Source organism: Reyranella sp., from assembly GCF_965249915.1.
Lineage (GTDB): Bacteria > Pseudomonadota > Alphaproteobacteria > Reyranellales > Reyranellaceae > Reyranella.
Genome location: NZ_OZ252257.1, coordinates 1208398 through 1226011, shown reverse-complemented (window position 1 = coordinate 1226011; position 17614 = coordinate 1208398). Strand labels below are relative to the sequence as shown.

Genomic DNA, 17614 nt, shown 5'->3' with positions numbered 1-17614 from the left:
AGCGACAGGCAGGCGGCTCCCGGGCCTGTGAACGGCTTTCACAAGTCCTGCGATGCTCGGCCGCCTACTGTCCGGCGGCTGTCGCCACCATTTCGGAGGGTGTGGCGCAGACATCCGCGCCGATCCGACGAAATGGAGCCCGAGATGAAATTGACCGATATCCTTCCGAGCCGTCTGGGCTTCGGCGCCGCGCCGCTGGGCAACATGTTCCGCGCCATCCCCGAAGACGAGGCGCAGGCTACCGTCGAGGCCGCGTGGGCCGACGGCATCCGCTACTTCGACACCGCCCCCTTCTACGGCGCCGGCCTGGCCGAGATCCGCCTGGGGGCGGCGCTGCGCGGCAAGCCGCGCGACCAGTATGTGATCAGCACGAAGGTCGGCCGCCTCATCCTCGACGAGGTCGAGGATGTCTCGGCGCGCGACAACGGCGAGAAGGGCGATGTCTTCAAGCACGGGCGCCCCAACAAGGTCGTGAACGACTATTCGGAGGACGCGACCTATCGCTCGATCGAGGACAGCCTGAAGCGGCTGGGCACCGATCATGTCGACATCGTATTCGTGCATGACGTCGCGCAGGACTTCTACGGCGACGAATGGCTGGGCGTATTCGAAAGCGCGCGCAAGGGCGCCTTCCGGGCCCTCGACCGCATGCGCAACGAAGGTGTCATCAAAGGCTGGGGCCTCGGCGTGAACCGCGTCGAGCCGATCGAAATTCTGCTCGCGCTCGATGAACCGCGGCCGGATGCCTTCCTGCTTGCGGGCCGCTACACGCTGCTGGATCACAGCCACGCGCTGCAGCGCGCCCTGCCGATGGTGGCGGAGCGCGGCCTCGGCATCGTTGTCGGCGGGCCCTACAGTTCCGGCGCGCTCGTCGGCGGGCCGAACTTCGAATATGCGCCGGCGACGCCCGCGATCCTTGCGAAGGTGGCGGCGATCAAGGCCATTGCCGACCGCCACGGCATCTCCATGAAGGCCGCCGGCCTGCAGTTTTCGCTGGCCCATCCCGCGGTCGCGGCGGCCATCCCCGGCGCCAGCCGGCCCGGCCGCATCGCCGAGGACAGCGCGGCGCTGCAGGAGAAGGTCCCCGCCGCCTTCTGGCGGGATCTGCGGGAGGCGCAACTGGTCGATCCGGCGGCGCCGCTGCCGATCGGCGGCTGACGGTCAGCGCGCGACGGTCCGGGGCCGCGAGCGGGTCACCGCCAGGAACTGCGCCATCCGGGGGACGGTGAAATCCAAAAACACCGTCACCCGGGCCGGCAGCAGCTGGGCGCCGCGGTACACCGCATGGATCTCGTCCCAGGTTTCGAGACCCTGGTCGGCCAGCACCTCAACCAGCTCGCCGCGGTCGATCGCCTCGCGCAGATGGTATTCGGCGACTCGCGCGATGCCGACGCCGGCAATCGCCATCCGGCGCAAGGTCTCGGCATTGTTGGCCAGCAGAGAGCCACTCAGCATGCGCTCGACGATGCGGCCGCCCTCGCGCATCGGCCAGACCGGCTGGGAGCGGCGGAAGTTGAAGCCGAGGCAATTGTGCGCCGCCAGCTCCTCGGGCGTGCGCGGCGTCCCGTGCCGCCTGAGATACGCCGGCGAGGCCACGATGCAGCGCCGCGTCTCCCCGATCCTGCGCGCGATCAGGGTCGAATCCGGGAGCGGGCCGACGCGGATCGCGACATCGGTGCGGTCGAGATAGAGATCGACCCGCTCGTCCGACAGCGACAGGTCGACCACGACGCCGGGATAGGCTTCGAGGAAGGCTGCCAGGATCGGCTCCAACGCCGCCGATCCGAAGGTCACGGAAGAGCTGACGCGGATCAGCCCTTCCGGCTTGGCGTTGCCCTGCGCCAGCTGCTGCTCGGTCTCGTCGATCTGGGCGACCAGCGACCGGCTGCGCTCGTAGTAGAACTGCCCCTCGCTGGTGAGGACCAGCCGGCGGGTCGAACGCTCGATCAGCCGTACGCCGATGCGGGCCTCCAGCCGCGCGATCAGCTTCGAGACCGTGGACGGGGTCATCATCAGCAGCCGCGCCGCCTCGGAGAAGCTCCCCGCCTCCACGACCCGGACAAACACCATCATCTCGCCCGCGCGATTGTCCATGACGCCCCTGTTCGTTCGTTTCGACTGTGGCCGATGCGGTTCCGCCGCCGCAAGCCCGGCCCGTCGCCGGACTACCGGCTGGCGTCGCGCGGCAAGTCGGCCGACGCCCGCCCCTTACGGCGCAGGTCGCCCTTGCAGCGCTCCGAGCAGGTCTTCACCTGGTCCCAGTCGCGCGCCCACTTCTTGCGCCAGGCGAAGGGGCGGCCGCAGGCGGCGCAGATCTTCTGCGGCAGGGTCGACTTGGTGTAACGCTTGGCGGTCACAGGCCCGCCAGGAAGGTGGCGGCGCTGTCGGCGATGCGCTGTTGCTCGTCGGCCGGGAACTTGTCGTAGGTGCGAACCATCTGCGCCATGCGGGGATTGGTGCCGATCGCGCTGCGATGGCGCGAGATGAAATCCCAGTAGAGCGCGTTGAACGGGCAGGCCTTGGGCCCGGTCCGCTGCTTCACGTCGTGTTGGCAGCCGCCGCAATAGTCGGACATGCGGTTGATGTAGGCGCCGCTCGCCGCATAGGGCTTGGAGGCGAGCAGGCCGCCATCGGCGAACTGGCTCATGCCCACCGTGTTCGGCAGCTCGACCCACTCATAGGCGTCGGCATAGACCATCAGGTACCATTCGTGCAGCTCGTACGGATCGATCCCGGCCAGCAGCGCGAAGTTGCCGGTGATCATCAGCCGCTGAATGTGGTGGGCATAAGCGTGCTCGCGCGTCTGCGTCACCGCCGCGCGCACGCAGGCCATCGAGGTCTCTCCCGTCCAGTAGAAGCCCGGCAGCCTGCGCGTATGGCCGAAGAAGTTGCTGCGCTCATAGCCCGGCATCTTCAGCCAGTAGATGCCGCGCACATATTCGCGCCAGCCGATGACCTGCCGGATGAACCCTTCCGCCGCGTTCAGCGGCACCCGCCCCGCCCGCCACTCCGTCTCGACCCGCCGGCAAACGTGCAACGGATCGAGCAGGCCGCAGTTGAGATACTGCGCGATGACGGCGTGATAGAGGAACGGCTCGCCCGCCAGCATCGCATCCTGATGGTCGCCGAACTTCGGCAGCGCCTTGTCGACGAAGGCATCGAACGCCGCCTCGGCATCGCCGCGGGTGACGGCGAATCCGAACGGCGCGAGGTCGCCGAAATGATCGCCGAACTGCGCCTCGACCAGCGCCAGCACTTCCCGCGTGACGGCATCGGGCGCGAACACCGGCGGCCGCGGCATGAACAGATCCGCCTTCGCGGGCTTGCGATTCTCCGCATCGAAGTTCCAGCGGCCGCCGGCGGGTTCGTCACCGTCCATCAGGAGCCCGGTACGCCGGCGCATCTCACGATAGAAATACTCCATGCGCAGCTGCTTGCGTCCCGCTGCCCACTGCGCAAACGCGGCAGTCGAGCAGAGGAAGCGCTCGTCGGGCAGTATCTTCACCGGCAGCGAGAACTGCTCCTGCCAGGAGACCTGCATCTGCCGCACCCGCCACTCTCCCGCTTCGGTGACGACCACCCGCTCGGGCCGGTGGCGCGCGATGGCCTCGCCGAGCTGCGCCGTGAAGGAGCCGCGATTGCCGGCCGCGTCCTGGGTTACGTACTCGACCGTCCAGCCCAGCCCGCGCAGTTCATCGGCGAAGTGGCGCATGGCAGAGAACAGGAAGGCGATCTTCTTCTTGTGATGGCGCACGTAGAGCGCCTCGTCGCCCAGTTCCGCCATGAGCACGAGGTCTCGCGACGGTTCGCCGGCGGCTAGGCTGCTGATCGCGGGCGAGAGCTGGTCGCCGAGGACGAGGATGAGATTGCGGACGGCCGTCATCGACATGAAGGCAGATACGGCCAAAGCCCCTGCCCGGTTCAGTCCGGGCTCAGACGCCGTCCGCTCCCGGCGCCGGCTGCAGGAGAAGCCGGACGAGTGGATTGGGGAAACGCCGCGCCATTGTGACCGCGTAGAAGGTCTCGACGATCCCGGGCAATTGCTCGCCTTCGACCAGCACAGCGGCCGCGATCTCGTCCTTGACCACGATGGGCGGAAGCACGGCGAGGCCAATATCCTCGCGGGCGAGAAGGCGCATCATCGCCATGTCCTCGACTTCCGCAACGATCTGCGGCCGGACCCCGAGGCGATCCGTCAGCGCGTCGAAACCGCTGCGCACGCTGCTGTCCACGGTCGGCAGGATGATCGGGTGGTTTCGCAGCTGATCCGCCAGGCCCAACGCGGATCGCATGCGATCCGGCGTGCCCACCAGGCTGACCGGCCGCTCGGCCAGGCGATGGGTGACCAGCGGGGTCAGCGCGTCGCCCGGCGGTGCCCGATTCAGAAGGACGACGTCGAGGTTGAGCGCCTCGAGCGCGCGCAGCAGCTCAGCCGCGCCACCGGAGCGCAGGATCAGGTCGATGTCCGTGCGGCCGAGCACCGGGCGGAGGAACTCCATCTGGAAGTTGCGCGACAGGGTGGCCAGCGATCCGACGCGCAGCGCCTGGCGTGACGCGCCCGTCTGGCGCAGCGTGCCCAGAAGCTCGTCGCCGGTGGCGAAGATCGTATCGGCATGGTCGAGCGCGATCTGCCCCGCCTCGGTGAGATGCAACTGTCGCCCGCGCCGCTCGAACAGCGCATGGCCGAGACGCCCCTCGAGTTTGCGGATCTGCACCGAGAGCGCCGACTGCGTGAGATTCAGCCGCTCCGCCGTGCGGGTGAGGTTGCCGTCATGGGCAACCGCCCAGAAGTACCGCAGGTGGTTGTAATTCAGCGACTGCATATCGTTCGATATTATCGAACGAATTTCATTACACAATGCATTTTATTGAACCAATCCGGAGAGCCATAAGGCGGGCCGTAAGCCCTCGGACCCCCCGGTGACTCCCTTGTCGTACGCTCTGCTGCCGCTCGCCGCCCCGCTCCTGCTGCTCTCCGCCGCCGCCCTCGCATTCGCCCGCCCCGGCCGGCGGCCGCGCCTGGTGCCGGCCATGGCGGTGAGCGCGGCGCTCGGCGCGCTGCTGATCGCGATCGGGTCTCTCGCACTTCTGGTCGTGCGCGGCGCCGGCACCAGCGGACTCTTGGGCTGGGGCGGTCTCGGCCTGTCGGTCCGGCTCGACGCGGTGAGCGCCACCATGCTCCTGCTGGTGGCCTTCGTCGGCTGGATCGTCGTGCGATACGCCCGGACCTATCTCGATGGCGAGGCCCGGCAGGGCACCTTCCTCGGCTGGCTGTGCGCGGCGCTCGCTTCGGTCCTCCTCCTCGTCCAGGCCGGCAACCTCGTCCAGCTGGTCGCCGCCTGGATCGCGACCGCGGTCGCCCTGCACCGGCTGCTGCTGTTCTACCCCGAGCGCGCGGCGGCCCGGCGCGCGGCGCGCAAGAAGAGACTGTTCTCGACCATCGGCGCCCTCGCGCTGAGCCTTGCTGCGGTCTTCGTCTGGGCGATCTTCGGCACGACCGACATCGCTACCATCAATGCGCTGGCCCGGAGCGGCGGCGCGACGGGGGCCGGCCTCGTCGCGGCCGCCCTGCTGGCGCTCGCCGCGGTGCTGAAGTCGGCGCAGTTTCCGACCCACGGCTGGCTCACCGAGGTCATGGAGGCGCCGACGCCGGTTTCGGCCCTGCTGCATGCCGGCGTGATCAATGCCGGCGGCTTCCTGCTGATCCGCTTCGCCGACCTGATGCTGTCCGCCCCTGGCGTCCTCGCGGTGCTGGCGATCGTCGGCGGCTTCACGGCGCTGTTCGGGGCGCTCGTCATGCTGACCCAGCCCGCGGTCAAAACCTCGCTCGCCTGGTCGACGGTGGCGCAGATGGGCTTCATGGTGCTGCAATGCGGGCTGGCGCTGTTCCCGCTGGCGCTGCTCCATATCGTCGCCCACTCGCTCTACAAGGCGCACGCCTTCCTCGCCTCCGGTAGCGCGGTCGAGCAGGTGGCGTCCATCCGCCGGCCGGGACCGGTCGCCGTTCCCGACGGGCCTGCCGTGGGCCGCGCCTTCCTGATCGCGCTCGCCATCTATGCCGCCATCGGCATGGCGTTCGGCCTGGTCTTCGGCTTCGACCACAAGTCGCCGCAGGCGCTGGCGCTGGGCACCATCCTGATCTTCGGTGTCGCCTACCTGCTGGCCCAGGGGCTGGCCGACGCCGCGCCCCGTGAACTGACCCGCCGGACCGCGCTGTACGCCAGCGCCGCCGCGGTCGGATACTTCGCGCTGCATTCCGCGGCCGAATGGCTGACCGCCGGCGTGCTGCCGGCAACGCCGGCGCCCGGCCGTCTCGAAGGGACGCTGATGGCGCTCGCCGTGCTGACCTTCGGGCTGGTGGCGGTCGCGCAGGCGCTGTTCCCGCTGTGGGCGACGCACCCCGCCGCCACGGGACTGCGCGTCCATCTTTCCAACGGCCTCTACGTCAACGCCACGATCGATCGGCTGCTGGGCGGCTGGTCGGCCTCGAAGGCCTCGTGATCCCCCGTACGCAAGGACGAAGACCATGATGACGACCGCGATCCTGCAGGCCGCCGACCGGGCGGCGCGTTCCATCCCGCCGCTCTGGCCGCTCGCCTCGAGCGTCGCCGTGAACCCGTTTCTCGGCCACACCGGCGAACCGCTGGCGACCGCGACCGCCCGCCTGCGGCGCACCGCCGGCATCGCCCTGACCCTGCCCCGCAGCTGGTACGCGGCGCGGCTGCGGTCGGGCGAGATCGCCGACGAAGATCTGCAGGCCGCCTTCGACGCGGCGCCCGCGGGCCTGCGCCCCAAGACGCTGGCGGCGCTCAAGCAGGCGGCCCAGGCCGAGCGGGAGACGCCGCGCGCCCTTCCGACGGTCGCCGAGCTGGCGCGCGACCTCTCCGCCATCGACTGGCCGCGCCTCGTCGAGGACCGTATCAGCCACTGGGCCTCCGCCTATTACGATCAGGGGCAGGCGCTATGGGTCGGCGCGCAGGCGCGGAGCGCCTATGCGGCGTGGCGGGCCGTCGCCACGCACGACCTGACGCCGGAGATCGTCGGCCTCGCGGGCTTTGCGCAGGGCGTGGCCGACGCTCCCGCCGATCCCGGGGACGCGCTCGCCGATTTCGTCGCCCGCCTCGGCCTCAGCGGGGCGGCGCTCGAGAGCTATTTCCACCGCCTGCTGACGACGCTCGGCGGCTGGGCCCAGGTCGCCCGCCATCGGCTCTGGCAGGCGGAGCTGAGCGGAGGGACCGACGGGTCCGTGACCGACCTCCTCGCCATCCGCATCGCCTGGGAGGCGGCGCTGCTGCGCCAGTACGGCGACGCGCTCGCGCCGCACTGGCAGGCCGCCATCGCCGCCTATGCCGAGCCCGTGGCCGCGACCTCGGACGATATCGTCGATACGATCCTGCAGGAGGCGGCCGAGCGCGCCGCGCAGCGGCGGCTGCAGACGCTGCTCGCCGCGACGCCTTCGCCGCCGACGGCTTCGGGTCGCCCGCGGCTGCAGATGGCCTTCTGCATCGACGTGCGGTCGGAAGTGTTCCGGCGGGCGCTGGAGAGCGTCGATCCCGCCATCCGCACCCTGGGCTTCGCCGGCTTCTTCGGCCTGCGGCTCGGCCATCGGTGCTTCGCCTCCGACGTGGTCGAGGCGCGCCTCCCCGTGCTGCTGTCGCCGACGGTACTCACTTGCTCCGGCGCCACGACTTCGGCGACGGAGGGCGCCGACCGGACGGCGCGTATCGCGGCCCGGGCGCAACGCGCCTGGGGCCGCTTCAAGCAGGCGGCCATATCCTCCTTCGCCTTCGTCGAGGCCGCGGGTCCGCTCTACGCCGGGAAGCTCCTGTCCGACGGGCTGGCGCTGAAGCGGCATCCGGCGCCGAACGACCCGGCGCCGCGCCCGGCCGAGAGCCTGGAGGACGCCACCAAACTGGCGATGGCCGCGAGCGTGCTCAAGGCGATGTCGCTCACCGACGGGTTCGCGCGGCTGGTCCTGCTCGCCGGACACGGCGCCAACGTCGTCAACAACCCGCATGCCAGCGCGCTGCACTGCGGCGCGTGCGGCGGCTACTCGGGCGAAGTGAACGCCCGGCTGCTTGCCGCGCTGCTGAACGATCGCGAGGTCCGCAGCGGTCTCCGCATGCAGGGCATCGAGATCCCCGACGACACGCTGTTCCTCGGCGCCCTGCACGACACGACGACCGACGCGGTCACGATCTACGCCGACGACCACCCCTCCGCCTCGCATGCCGCCGACCTGGAGCAGGCCGCGCGTTGGCTGAAATCGGCCGGCATGCTCGCGCGCGGCGAACGGGCGCTGCGCCTGCCGCGCGCCGCGCGCAGCGAGGACATCCCGCGCCGGGCCCGCGACTGGGCCGAGCTTCGGCCCGAATGGGGGCTGGCGGGCTGCCAGGCCTTCATCGCCGCGCCGCGCGCGCGCACCGCGGGCCGCGACCTCGCCGGCCGCGCCTTCCTGCACGACTATGACTGGCGGCGCGACGAAGGCTTCGGCGTACTGGAGCTGATCCTGACGGCGCCGGTCGTCGTCGCCAGCTGGATCAGCCTGCAATATTACGGCTCGAGCGTCGCGCCCGAGCTGTTCGGCGCGGGCAACAAGCTCCTGCACAATGTCACGGGCGGGATCGGCGTGGTCGAAGGCAATGGCGGCCTGCTGCGGGCCGGGCTGCCGTGGCAGTCGGTCCATGACGGCGAGGCTCTGACGCACGAGCCGCTGCGGCTGTCGGTGCTGATCGAGGCGCCGCGCGCGGCCATCGCCGACATCCTCGAGCGTCATCCCGGGGTGCGCGCGCTGTTCGACAATCGCTGGCTGCACCTGTTCGCGCTCGACGACCAGGGGCGCATGGCGTGGCGCTACGCCGGCAACCTGCGCTGGGAGAGCGTGATCGGCAAAGCGGCTGAGGACCACGCGCGTGAACGGGTCCTCGCATGACCGCCCTGCCGCACGATCTCGCCGCTCGGGCGGCGGATGCGAACCGCATCCTGCGGGACGGCGTCGCCGGCCCGCTCGCGAACCATAAACGGCAAGGCCGATTCTGAGGGAGGACGTTGGTGCCGCCACCCGATGACGCGCTGAAGACGAACGAGCAACGCATCGCCTGGATCCTCGCCCACCCGCGAACGAGCGCGTGGCTGAAGGATGCGCTCCGCGGGGCGCGGCAGCGCGATCCGGTCGAGCTCCTGAACGAGCTCGAGATCCTGAATTTGCTGCTGCGCAACGATTGCGACGTCAGGATCCGCGCGGGCCTTCTGGTTTCGGAGAGGAAGGCGGACCGCTCGAGGGATCCGGAAGAGGCAGACTAGCAGCGCCCGTCCCCGATCGCCCTTGCGGCACCAAGACAGTATTCCGGAACAGTCAGCGGGTCCGGCCGTCCTGCCGCAGTGCAGCTACCGCGATGCGGCAGCTGGACAATAATAGGGCTGACACATTACTGTGCAAAATCTCCGCTCTGAAACGCTGGGGCGTAACAAGGGAGTTGAGCTGTGACCAAGAGGATCGCAGGGCCTCTGAGAGGACCTTTCGTCTGGATTGCGTCGATTGCGCAAGCGGTGGGTATGCTCGTCCTGCACCTCGGCCTGCGGGTCGCCCTGATTTGACTCTGGCGTGACCGTTTGCGGTGACCGGACAAGGGGGTCGCCCAAGGCGGCAAACCTTTGATTTTTCGATTCGATGGCAGGCTTGGCCTACCCTTGTGCGCGTCGGTGTGAGAATCGGCCCTGTCGCAAGCCATGGCACACAATGTGCTCACCGTGCCGTGACCGGCAGGGAAGAACGAGCGGCTTCGGCATCTTGTCAGGCTGAGAGTGGATCGAAAAGCGTCAGACCATTTGTCCTCTTGGGGGAGTAACATGGACCGTGAATTCGTCGTCGGACTGGCAAAGAGTCTGCAGTTTTCCTACAGCAAATCGAAGCTTGGAACGCCCGTGAAGTGGCGGGAGATCGATGCGCAGGATCGCCTCATCTGGGAGCGGCTGGCGCGCATGGCCATCAAGCGCGTCACCAATCCGCCCGAGACCACCGCATCTTAGTTGCAGAGCCATCGCGACAGCAGTCCGGCTGATTTGCGATGACCTTCGAAGCAGCTTGCAACTACCGTTCGGGGCCAATAACGAAGAGGGCCTAATCGCTGCCGCAGGAGTAAGCCATGGCTCTCGATCTCGACAAGTCTCGTGACCTGCCGCCGCCGCTCGAACGGGCCAAGCCGCTACATCAGGCACGCCTGGCGGCTCCGTTCGACGCCTATCTGAAGCCGATCCCGGAAGTCGCGTCTTCGGTTCCTTCCATGATGTCGGACGGGGAGCGCCGCTTCCTGTTCAATATCGCCAAGGACTACTACAGCGGCGCCGGACTGATCGTCGACGCCGGTACGTTCCTCGGAGCCTCGACGGCCTGCTTCGGCAACGGCGTTTCGGCGAATCCGCATCTGGCGGAGATCCGCGCGAATTGGCAGAAGCCCATCGTGTCGCTCGAACTCGGCATTACGAACCAGCAGATGCTGCTCTCCTTCAAGCGGCACGGAATCGGCGAAGGCCTGGTGGCCGGCGACTCCTTTGGGCCCCTGATCGAGGGGCACATCAAGAATGTGCGTGACCTCATCGACCTGAGACTGGGCGATATCCTGGAGACCGGCCGTATCGAGGATCAGGCCAAGGGCAAGAAGCTGCCGGTCGAGATCCTGTTTCTCGACGTCCTGAAGGCGCCTGCCATCTCCGAGTTCGCCTTCCTCGAGTATCTGCCACGCCTGATCCCCCGCCGCTCGCTGGTGATCCAGCAGGACTATCTCAGCGGCGACCTGCCCTTCATTCACATCCACCAGGAGTTCTTCGCCTCCAAGTTCGAGTATGTCGGCGAGATCTCCTCGAGCGCCATCTTCCGGCTGATGCACCGCATCACGCGGGACGAGGTCGCGGCGTTCTTCGCGAACCCTCCCGACCCCGAGGCGGAACTCATGCTGGTCTCGCGCGCCGTGCAACGCTCGGTCGATCCCTATCGCCGGCTCATCATGTCCTTCGCGAAGCTTCGGGTCATCCTGAAGGCACGCGGTCTCGAGGCCGCGAAGCAATATCTGTCGTTCATCGAGTCGGAGTACGGCGACCAGATCGCACAGCAGCAACTCCGCCGGGTGCAGAACGTCGTGCGCGCCTCACGCTATCTCTGCGAGGTGGGCGGCGGCAACGCGAACGAACGCGAAGCCGTGAAGATCAGCACCGGTCATCGGGGCGCCGATCACCGGCGCACTGATGTTGCGAGCGCCATCTGATCTGGCGATCGCTCGGAGAGGGGCGAACTCAGCCTCATCGACGAGGCTTGCGTAGGGCCCCTCTTCTCCCCTGCGACGGCAGGAGAAAATCATTTCTCCTGCCACGCTCCGGATGAGCCAGAGCCCGCGCGGTCAGCGTGCCCGCGTCAGGAAGCAGAGCCGCTCGTCTCGGATAGAAACCAGTTCCAGGTCGCCTGCAGACCATCGGCCAGGGGCGTTGCCGGCGCAAAACCGAAAGCCTCTCGCGCCCGGGTGATGTCGCAATAGGTCTTCCTGACTTCGCCCGCCCGCCAGTCTTCATAGTTCACGGCGGGCCAGCGCTGCGGGCCCACGACCATTTTCATTTCGCCGAGCAGCTCGTTGATCGAGGTCGGCTTTCCCGTGCCCAGCTGGAACACGCCGGAGACATTGGCGTCGATCGCCTGCAGGATGCCCTTGCACAGATCGATCACGTACACGAGATCGCGCACCTGGCTGCCATCGCCATAGACAGTGATGGGCTTGCCGTCGAGGACCTGCTTGAAGAACTGCGCGACGGCACTTCCCTTCCGATAGGAGCGAGGCCCGTAGACGTTCGAAAAACGAAGCGCAGTGACCTGCATGCCGTAAGAACCGGCGAATGCAGAGGCGTAGCCCTCGCAGGCGAGCTTCGATGCGCCGTAGGGCGCGGCCGGTTGCGGAACCATGCCCTCATGAACGGGGGGCTCAACGTCTCCGAGAATGGCGCCGCCGGTCGACGCCATGACGACACTCCGCACGCCGGCGTCGCGCGCGGCCATCAGGACATTGAACGTGCCGCGAACATTGACCTCGAAGTTCAATGTCGGGTCCTCGATGGACTCGATGACCCGCGTGTTTGCCGCCAGATGAATGATGGTATCGCAACCCTTCGCGACCCGCGATACGAGGGCCAGATCACAAATGTCGCCCTTGTGATATTCGATGTCGACCGACGGCAGATCTCTCGGCGATCCCATCGTCTCGTTGTCCAGAACAGCGAGCTGCTCGCCTCGACCTCGCTCGACGATCTGGCGGATCAGGTTCGAGCCGACAAAACCGCATCCGCCAGTGATCAAAATCTTCGTCATGGCACAATCCCGTACTCGATGTTGCCTGGGCAGAACCCACTTGCAAAGCGGCGCCCACGAGGGGCGCCGCCGCACTTGCCGGATTGAGCAGAAGGACTACTGGGCGGCCACCCGGTCGGGGCCCTGCGCCGCGCTGGCGCGCTCCTTCGACCAGTAGGAAACGCAGGGGATCTTGGTCCGATCGCAACGATCCTTGTAACGCTCGGCGATCTGAGTGACTTCCTGCAAGAGGCCATGCTGCAGGGTGGTCGGATTGAGGCCCAGCTCGAGGAAGTTCTTGTTCGCCACCTTCAGTTCGTTCTCGTCAGCTTCCGCGCGCGGATTGCTGAGATTCTCGATCTGCGCGCCGGTCAATTCCCGGATGAGATTGGCCAGGTCGCGAACCCGGTGCGTCTCCGTCATCTGGTTCATGATGCGCACGCGGTCGCCCGCCTTCGGGGGCGATTCGATGGCGATGCGGACGCAATTCACCGTGTCGCGGATGTGGATGAAGGCGCGCGTCTGGCCGCCGGTGCCGTGGACCGTCAGCGGATAGCCGACCGCCGCCTGCATCAGGAAGCGGTTCAGCACGGTGCCGTAATCGCCGTCATAGTCGAAGCGATTGATGAGCCGTTCGTCCTTCTCCGTCTCGGGCGTCTGGGTGCCCCAGACGATGCCCTGGTGAAGATCGGTGACCCGAAGCTTGTCGTTGCGGGCATAGAACTGGAACAGCAGGGCGTCCTGCGTCTTCGTCATATGGTAGATGCTGCCGGGGTTGGCCGGATACAGGATCTCCTGGTCGACGTGGCTGCCGTCGGGAAGCGGCACTTTGACCTTGAAGTAGCCTTCCGGGATGATCGAACCGACCGTGCCGTAGCCATAGACCCCCATGGTGCCCAGATGGACACAGTGGATGGTGGGATCGGTCTCGACGACCGCGGCCAGGATGTTGTTGGTCGCGTTCAGGTTGTTGTTGACGGTGTAGATCTTGTGCTTCAGGCACCATCTCCAGAACAATGTTTGCGCGCTCCATGGCTTCGAGGAACCTTGCGTTGCTCGCCGCCGCTTTCGCCTGGATCAGATGCATATCTGCGGATGTCGACCCCTGCTTCAAGGCCTCATGCGAGGCAGTCAGCGCATCGGATGAAGCACCGAGGCGCACGGACATTCGCGGCTGGATGGCCTTCTCTGGCGTTCTGTTCGTTGTTGATAATATGCCGCCGAACCTGCGGGACATTGCGCTGTGGAATCCGATAACTCACGCGATCACGTACTTCAGAATCGGCTACAGGTCGTGAATATCTTGCACTAGGATGGCGCCTGCCCTTCCACGAACCACCACCACTTCTTGCAGCAGCGGTTCAACAATTTTATACGGCTTCAGATAGATGGCGCGCTCGACTATTTTTGTACGCAGAGGTGACCGCCTGATCGCGCGCCTCAAGCATCTTTTCTATGCATGGCGATTCGCCGACCAGATCGACGCTCGCGTCGTGATGGTATGGCCCTCCCTGCCCGTGTTCTGGCATCAGTTCGATGGCACGGACTACAGCCCTTCACTGATCTTCAATTTGCGGGATTTCTACGCTGCCGGCGGTGGCGATGATCTCGTCTTCCTCGAGGGTCCGGTGGGCTACCCTCTCCCCCGGCGCAGCCTACGGGACAAGGAATTTGCGGCGATGCGGCCCCGGGCCTTCGACAGGGCCTACTTCGCCGAGAACCCTTCGACGTTCTATGAGCAGGATGCGGTTGTCTTCTCGTTCGCGGACGAGCCTCGAACACGGGAATACACCTACAAGACCCTCCGCAAGCTTTACGACCGCCTCCCCCACGACGCCGCGATCACCCGGTCGATCGGGATTGCCGGTCAGCGCATCGGTGACGAGCAATATGTCGGTCTTCACGTCCGCCGCGGCGATGTCGACGAGATGCTCCGACAGGACCTGCCGAAGCTTGCTGAGGGCGCGCTCAGTCCTGAACGGCTTGCTCTCCTGATGGGGCACTATGTTTGCCGGACCGCCTTGAACGAGTTCTATTATAAGTCGATCGAAGCCGCGATCGCCGCCGGGCAGAGGATCGTCTATTTTTCCGACAGCCCCGACACCATGGACCACTTCGTGAAGACGTTCGGCAGGCGTCACTTCGTGGATGCCGGGGCGTTCCGCATGCGCTACCCGATCCAGAAGGCCTTCCTGGACTTCAACCTGCTGGTCGGCGCGAGCCGCATCATCAGCACCGGAAGCAACTACGCGTCCTTCGCCGCAACGCTGGGGAACAGCGAATTGACGAACGTTGCGGTCGCCGGCAGCCTGGAGCAACTCGAAAAGTATCTTCACGTCGAATATCTAAGCGATGTGCAGATCGGTGCCGACGGCAGCCGAATTCTACGCGACGAGCTCGAAAAGCAGTATCTGAGACGTTCGCGCATGAGGCCGTTGGAAGCTGAAGAAGCGCTCCCTGCCGCATTGTAGACATGAGCTGAAGTGCGATATTCCTAGAATGCTGCGGTGCGATTGGAGTGTTGTGCCGGACGTGCGCACCAGGAGGGCTTCAAGATGACCCAAAATTCACCCGAGGCAGTTCGAAGCGACGCAACGGCCGCCCGCGATCCTTCCAGCAGCGCCGGGCCCCTAAAACTTCATCTTGGCTGCGGTCCGAAGCACATCCCGGGCTTCTATCATGTCGATGCTCTCGAATATCCCAATGTAGACCGCGTCGCCTTGATCGACCGTCTCGATTTCCTCGCGGACGACACGGTCGATCTCATCTATGCGTCCCATGTCCTCGAGCATTTTGGCCGCCACGAGGTCGACAACGTCCTTCGCGAATGGCATCGCGTGCTGCGGCCCGGTGGGGTCCTGCGTCTCGCGGTCCCCGACTTCAAGGCGTGCAGCCGTCTCTATGTCGAAGGAAGGCTGGCAAACGGCATCAACGACATCATGGGTCTGATGATCGGCGGCCAGCGCAACGACCATGATTATCACTACGTCCTCTTCGACCAGGAAACGCTCGAGGCGCGCCTGAAGGGCGTCGGATTCTCACAGACCCGGCTGTGGGACTGGCGCTCGACCGAGCACAGCGGCCTGGATGACTACAGCCAGGCCTACCTGCCACACCTGGACAAGACCAACGGGACGCTGGTCAGCCTGAACATGGAAGCCGTCAAGTAAGCGCCGGCGCCTTTCCAGCCTCCGCGACATTCTTCACGTACCAGTCGTAGGCCTTGCCGATGCCGTCCCGGATGTCGATCTGGGCACGCCATCCCATGGCCGCCAGCTTGGCGCCATCCATCAGCTTGCGCGGCATCCCGTCCGGCTTCGTCGTATCGTAATTGAATCCGCCGCGGTAGCCGACGACATCGCCGATGATTCCGGCCAATTCGCTGATCGTATAGTCGACACCGCTTCCGATGTTGATATGGCCGAATCCGTCGTAATGCTCGAGCAGGTACAGGCAGGCCGCGGCCATGTCGTCGACGTAGAGGAACTCCCGCCTCGGTGTTCCCGTCCCCCAAAGCGTCACGGTTTCGCCGGCAAGCTTGGCCGAATGGATCTTCCGGATCAGGGCCGGGAGCACGTGGCTCGAGGTCAGGTCGAAGTTGTCGTTCGGGCCGTAAAGGTTGGTGGGCATCGCCGCGATGAAGTTACAGCCATGCTGCTTGCGATACGCCTGGCACATCTTGATGCCGGCAATCTTCGCCACGGCATACCACTCGTTCGTCGGTTCGAGCGGGCCGGTCAGAAGCGCCTCTTCGACGATCGGCTGCTCGGCCAATCGCGGATAGATACAGCTCGACCCGAGATAAAGCAGCTTCTCGACCTTGCTTTCGAACGCCGAGTGGATGACGTTCGTCGAGATCGCCAGGTTCTCATAGAGAAAGTCTGCCGGAAACGAGTCGTTCGCCAGGATGCCACCGACTTTGGCGGCGGCGACGATCACGACGTCGGGGCGATTGGCAGCCATCCAGCGCCGTACGGCCGGAAGATCCTTCAGATCGACCTCCTGCCGCGACGCGGTCAGGATCCGGCACTCCCCCGCTTTGGTCAGCGCCCGCACCAACGCGCTACCGACCATGCCGCGATGGCCGGTGATCCAGACAGACTTGCCCTTCAGTGAAAACGTCATCGCCAACTACCTCAACTCTGCCTGTGCGCTCTCAATCCGTGACTTCGGAAAGCCGGAGGGTGACGCCTTTGGGTCCGACGACCGAGTGATCCGTCTTGGCGAGAGCAAGATCCACCTGCACCATCTCCCTCACGAGTCCCTCGAAGCTGATGCGGTGCTTCCAGTCCAACAAACGCCGGGCCTTCGACGGATCTCCCAACAGGAAATCGACTTCGGCCGGCCGGAAGTAGCGCGCATCGACCCGGACGCGAGTCTGGCCGGTTTTCCTGTCGATGCCCCGCTCTCCTATGCCTTGGCCTTCCCAGGCAATATCGACCCCGACTTCGCGAAACGCCAGGTCGACGAATTCGCGAACGCTGTGGGCTTCGCCTGTCGCCAGCACGAAGTCATCGGGAACGTCGTGTTGCATGATGCGCCACATGCCCTCGACATAGTCCGCAGCATGACCCCAGTCCCTCCGGGCATCGAGATTTCCGAGAAGCAGTTCCTGCTGCTTGCCCTGGACGATGGCCGCGACCGCTCTCGTGATCTTGCGCGTGACGAACGTCTCGCCGCGCAGCGGGCTCTCGTGATTGAACAGAATGCCGTTGGAGGCATGGATGCCGTAGGCTTCCCGGTAGTTCACCACGATCCAGTAGGCGTAGAGCTTCGCCACGGCATAGGGGCTGCGGGGATGAAACGGCGTGGTCTCGCTTTGCGGCGGCGGCGTAGATCCATAGAGCTCCGACGTCGACGCCTGATAGAAGCGAACGCTGCGCTCGACACCCAGAATTCGCAGGGCCTCGAGCAGACGCAAGGCGCCCGTCCCGTCGGCGTTCGCCGTGTATTCCGGCGTCTCGAAACTCACCATCACGTGGCTCTGGGCCCCGAGATTGTAGATCTCTGTGGGCTGAATGCTCTGGATCAGCCGCACCAGGCTCATACTGTCGGTCAGATCGCCATAGTGCAGGTAGAACGGCAGCCCGTCCCTGGCCTGCCGATCCAACATGTCGTCGACGCGGGGCGTGTTGAAGCTGGAAGACCGCCTCTTGATGCCGTGGACGATGTAGCCTTTCCTGATCAGCAAGTCTGCGAGATACGCGCCGTCCTGACCGGTCACGCCGGTAATTAGTGCAATTGGCGAAGCCACTTCAGTACTCCTCTGGTATCCCGCAGCCGATC

At 65.9% G+C, this 17614-nt stretch carries 15 protein-coding genes and 1 pseudogene; 8 read left to right on the top strand and 8 right to left on the bottom strand.

All coding sequences use genetic code 11. From position 1 onward, the window contains the following. Positions 1-144: 144 nt before the first annotated feature. Positions 145-1158 carry an aldo/keto reductase gene (locus tag ACP15H_RS06060; RefSeq protein WP_425065303.1) on the top strand — a complete coding sequence of 338 codons (1014 nt, stop codon included), beginning with the start codon at positions 145-147 and terminating at the stop codon, positions 1156-1158. Between the two features lie 3 nt (positions 1159-1161). Here ACP15H_RS06060 and ACP15H_RS06055 read toward each other — a convergent pair whose 3' ends face one another. The 4 genes from ACP15H_RS06055 to ACP15H_RS06040 form a co-directional block, all read right to left on the bottom strand. Further along, on the bottom strand, positions 1162-2094 hold the full coding sequence (locus tag ACP15H_RS06055) for a LysR family transcriptional regulator (protein ID WP_425065302.1): 933 nt from the start codon (positions 2092-2094) through the stop codon (positions 1162-1164). Between the two features lie 71 nt (positions 2095-2165). Further along, entirely contained in the window at positions 2166-2357 is a 192-nt protein-coding gene (locus ACP15H_RS06050; protein ID WP_425065301.1) for a DUF2256 domain-containing protein, read from the bottom strand. Further along, on the bottom strand, positions 2354-3889 hold the full coding sequence (locus ACP15H_RS06045; protein WP_425065300.1) for a cryptochrome/photolyase family protein: 1536 nt from the start codon (positions 3887-3889) through the stop codon (positions 2354-2356). The genes ACP15H_RS06050 and ACP15H_RS06045 overlap by 4 nt, the downstream gene beginning before the upstream one ends. A gap of 43 nt (positions 3890-3932) precedes the next feature. Then, entirely contained in the window at positions 3933-4823 is an 891-nt protein-coding gene (locus ACP15H_RS06040) for a LysR family transcriptional regulator (RefSeq protein ID WP_425065299.1), read from the bottom strand. Positions 4824-4929: 106 nt separating this feature from the next. Here ACP15H_RS06040 and ACP15H_RS06035 point away from each other — a divergent pair, with 106 nt between their 5' ends. The 5 genes from ACP15H_RS06035 (at position 4930) to ACP15H_RS06015 (ending at position 11261) form a co-directional block, all read left to right on the top strand. After that, positions 4930-6501, top strand: coding sequence for a proton-conducting transporter membrane subunit (locus tag ACP15H_RS06035; protein WP_425065298.1), 1572 nt, complete (start codon positions 4930-4932; stop codon positions 6499-6501). Between the two features lie 25 nt (positions 6502-6526). Beyond that, entirely contained in the window at positions 6527-8932 is a 2406-nt protein-coding gene (locus tag ACP15H_RS06030; RefSeq protein WP_425065297.1) for a YbcC family protein, read from the top strand. Between the two features lie 119 nt (positions 8933-9051). Further along, positions 9052-9303, top strand: a complete 252-nt coding sequence (locus ACP15H_RS06025) for a hypothetical protein (RefSeq protein ID WP_425065296.1) — start codon at positions 9052-9054, stop codon at positions 9301-9303. A gap of 546 nt (positions 9304-9849) precedes the next feature. Next, positions 9850-10029, top strand: a complete 180-nt coding sequence (locus ACP15H_RS06020; RefSeq protein ID WP_425065295.1) for a hypothetical protein — start codon at positions 9850-9852, stop codon at positions 10027-10029. A 116-nt stretch (positions 10030-10145) separates the two neighbouring features. Continuing rightward, complete coding sequence (locus tag ACP15H_RS06015) at positions 10146-11261, top strand: hypothetical protein (protein ID WP_425065294.1); 1116 nt, start codon at positions 10146-10148, stop codon at positions 11259-11261. Positions 11262-11407: 146 nt separating this feature from the next. Here the strand turns inward: ACP15H_RS06015 and ACP15H_RS06010 are convergent, their stop codons facing one another. Further along, positions 11408-12349 (bottom strand): NAD-dependent epimerase/dehydratase family protein, encoded by a 942-nt coding sequence (locus ACP15H_RS06010; RefSeq protein WP_425065293.1) that lies wholly within the window; start codon positions 12347-12349, stop codon positions 11408-11410. A 96-nt stretch (positions 12350-12445) separates the two neighbouring features. Continuing rightward, positions 12446-13324 (bottom strand): annotated as a pseudogene (locus ACP15H_RS06005) (NAD-dependent epimerase/dehydratase family protein); the annotation flags it as partial. Positions 13325-13716: 392 nt separating this feature from the next. Here ACP15H_RS06005 and ACP15H_RS06000 point away from each other — a divergent pair. Next, complete coding sequence (locus tag ACP15H_RS06000) at positions 13717-14799, top strand: hypothetical protein (RefSeq protein ID WP_425065292.1); 1083 nt, start codon at positions 13717-13719, stop codon at positions 14797-14799. Between the two features lie 84 nt (positions 14800-14883). Next, the gene (locus tag ACP15H_RS05995) at positions 14884-15498 is read left to right on the top strand and encodes a class I SAM-dependent methyltransferase (RefSeq protein WP_425065291.1); all 615 of its coding nucleotides are present in this window, start codon (positions 14884-14886) and stop codon (positions 15496-15498) included. Here ACP15H_RS05995 and ACP15H_RS05990 read toward each other — a convergent pair. Together ACP15H_RS05990 and gmd are read right to left on the bottom strand one after the other, a co-directional pair. Next, positions 15491-16453 carry a GDP-L-fucose synthase family protein gene (locus ACP15H_RS05990; RefSeq protein WP_425065290.1) on the bottom strand — a complete coding sequence of 321 codons (963 nt, stop codon included), beginning with the start codon at positions 16451-16453 and terminating at the stop codon, positions 15491-15493. The two genes, ACP15H_RS05995 and ACP15H_RS05990, sit on opposite strands and share 8 nt — an antisense overlap. Before the next feature lie 31 nt (positions 16454-16484). Continuing rightward, positions 16485-17582, bottom strand: a complete 1098-nt coding sequence (gmd, locus tag ACP15H_RS05985; protein WP_425065289.1) for a GDP-mannose 4,6-dehydratase — start codon at positions 17580-17582, stop codon at positions 16485-16487. Positions 17583-17614: the final 32 nt, after the last annotated feature.